Origin of the sequence: Streptomyces sp. NPDC007162 (genome assembly GCF_040634175.1) — a bacterium.
In the GTDB taxonomy this organism is placed as follows: domain Bacteria; phylum Actinomycetota; class Actinomycetes; order Streptomycetales; family Streptomycetaceae; genus Streptomyces.
Genome location: NZ_JBEYFC010000862.1, coordinates 1 through 2,432, shown reverse-complemented (window position 1 = coordinate 2,432; position 2,432 = coordinate 1). Strand labels below are relative to the sequence as shown.

Below are 2,432 nucleotides of genomic sequence, written 5' to 3'. Positions count from 1 at the left end.
TTCTAGCCCGACGTCCACGTCGCACGCCCCGCGCCCGGACGGCGCACCGGAACCCCCTGTACCCTCCCCACATGACCCTCGTGACCGGCCCCTTGGACCTCCCCGCGCACGTGGACGAGGCCCTCGCAGTCCAAGCCGTCGCCTTCGGCCTGGGCCCCGACGAGGTAGCGGTCCGCCGCCAGATCGTCCTGCGCCACATGCAGTACCCCGGGGCGAGGGCGCTCGGCGCGACGGACGAAGGCCGCCTCGTCGGCTTCGTGTACGGCATGCCCAACTCCCGCACCCACTGGTGGTCCACCGTCGTGGAGCCCTACCTCCGGGCCCAGGGCCACGCCGACTGGCTCGACGACTCCTTCGTCATCACCGAGCTGCACGTCCACCCGCACCACCAGAACCGCGGCATCGGCCGCCGCCTGATCACGATGATCACCGACGGCGCCGCCGAACCCCGCTCGATCCTCTCCGCGATCGACAGCGACAGCCCGGCCCGCGGCCTCTACCACTCCCTCGGCTATGTCGACCTCGCCCGCCAGGTGCACTTCCCGAGCGCCGCCAAGCCGTACGCCGTGATGGGCGCCCCGCTGCCGCTGCGCCGCCGCTGAGCCGATCGCCGTTAACGGATTTCCACCGGCACAGCAGGCCCGGCTAACCTCCTAGCCATCAACCTTTCCCGGCAGGAGTACGAGAACCATGGCGAACGCACCGGTCCAACGCATGTCCCACCTGCTGGCGAAGACGCTGCGTGACGACCCGGCGGACGCCGAGGTCCTCAGCCACAAGCTCCTCGTCCGCGCCGGGTACGTCCGCCGGACGGCCGCCGGTATCTGGTCGTGGCTGCCGCTCGGCCTGAAGGTGCTGTCCAACATCGAGCGCATCGTCCGCGAGGAGATGGACGCGATCGGCGCCCAGGAGGTGCTGCTGCCGGCCCTCCTGCCCCGGGAGCCGTACGAGGCGACCGGCCGCTGGGACGAGTACGGCGCCGAGCTGTTCCGCCTCCAGGACCGCAGGGGCGGCGACTACCTGCTCGGCCCGACCCACGAGGAGATCTTCACCCTGCTGGTGAAGGACCAGGCGTCCTCGTACAAGGACCTGCCGGTCATCCTCTACCAGATCCAGAGCAAGTACCGGGACGAGGCCCGTCCGCGGGCCGGCATCCTGCGCGGCCGCGAGTTCCTGATGAAGGACTCCTACTCCTTCGACCTGGACGACGAGGGCCTGGGCACGTCGTACGCCCTGCACCGCCAGGCCTACCAGCGGATCTTCGAGCGCCTCGGTCTCGACTACCGGATCGTCGCCGCCACCGCGGGCGCCATGGGCGGCTCGAAGTCGGAGGAGTTCCTGGCGCCGGCCGAGGCCGGCGAGGACACCTTCGCCGACTGCCCCCACTGCGACTTCGCGGCGAACACCGAGGCGATCTCGTACACGCTGAAGCCGGTCGACGCCGCCGAGGTGCCCGCGCTGGAGGAGATCCCCACCCCGGACACGCCGACCATCGAGACCCTCGCCGCGTACCTCGGCGTCCAGGCCTCCGACACCCTGAAGAACCTCCTGGTGAAGGTCGACGGCGAGATCGTGGCCATCGGTGTGCCGGGAGACCGGGAGGTCGACATGGGCAAGGTCGAGGAGCACTTCGCCCCGGCCGCCGTCGAACTGGTCACCGAGACCGACTTCGCCGGCCGCCCCGACCTGGTCCGCGGCTACGTCGGCCCGCAGGGTCTCGGCGAGAAGGTGAAGTACGTCGCCGACCCGCGGGTGGCGCCCGGCACCTCCTGGATCACCGGCGCCAACAAGCCGGGCACGCACGCGAAGAACGTCGTGGCGGACCGTGACTTCACCGTGGACGAGTACGTCGACGTCGTCGTGGTGCTGGAGGGCGACCCCTGTCCGAAGTGCGGCACCGGCCTCAAGCTGGACCGCGCCATCGAGATCGGGCACATCTTCCAGCTCGGCCGCAAGTACGCCGACGCGCTCAAGCTCGACGTCCTCGGCCAGAACGGCAAGCCGGTCCGCGTCACCATGGGCTCCTACGGCATCGGCGTCTCCCGCGCCGTCGCCGCCCTCGCCGAGCAGACCGCCGACGAGCAGGGCCTGGTCTGGCCCCGCGAGGTCGCCCCGGCCGACGTCCACGTGGTCGCCGCGGGCAAGGCCCTGCAGACCGAACTCGCCCTCGACGTGTCCGAGCGGCTGCGGGAGGCCGGCCTGCGCGTCCTGGTCGACGACCGGGCCGGGGTCTCCCCGGGCGTGAAGTTCACGGACGCCGAGCTCATCGGCGTACCGCAGATCCTGGTCGCGGGCCGCCGCTCCGGCGAGGGCGTGCTGGAGCTGAAGGACCGCAGGACGGGCGAGCGTGAGGAGCTGACGGTGGACGAGGCCATCGCCCGCCTGACCGCGAACTGACCCCGGCTCCACCCGAGCGGGCCGCCGGTGACCAC

The 2,432-nt window shown here is 71.3% G+C and carries 2 protein-coding genes; both read left to right on the top strand.

Features of this window, described 5'->3' with window-relative positions; all coding sequences use genetic code 11:
• The first annotated feature begins 71 nt into the window (after positions 1-71).
• Positions 72-602 (top strand): GNAT family N-acetyltransferase, encoded by a 531-nt coding sequence (locus ABZ646_RS45055; RefSeq protein WP_360533138.1) that lies wholly within the window; start codon positions 72-74, stop codon positions 600-602.
• A gap of 88 nt (positions 603-690) precedes the next feature.
• On the top strand, positions 691-2,397 hold the full coding sequence (locus tag ABZ646_RS45050; RefSeq protein ID WP_360533135.1) for a proline--tRNA ligase: 1,707 nt from the start codon (positions 691-693) through the stop codon (positions 2,395-2,397).
• Positions 2,398-2,432 lie beyond the last annotated feature (35 nt).

Coding starts and splice junctions, on each gene's coding strand:
- ABZ646_RS45055 (WP_360533138.1), top strand. CDS start 72: ATGACCCTCGTGACCGGCCCCTTGGACCTCCCCGCGCACGTGGACGAG.
- ABZ646_RS45050 (WP_360533135.1), top strand. CDS start 691: ATGGCGAACGCACCGGTCCAACGCATGTCCCACCTGCTGGCGAAGACG.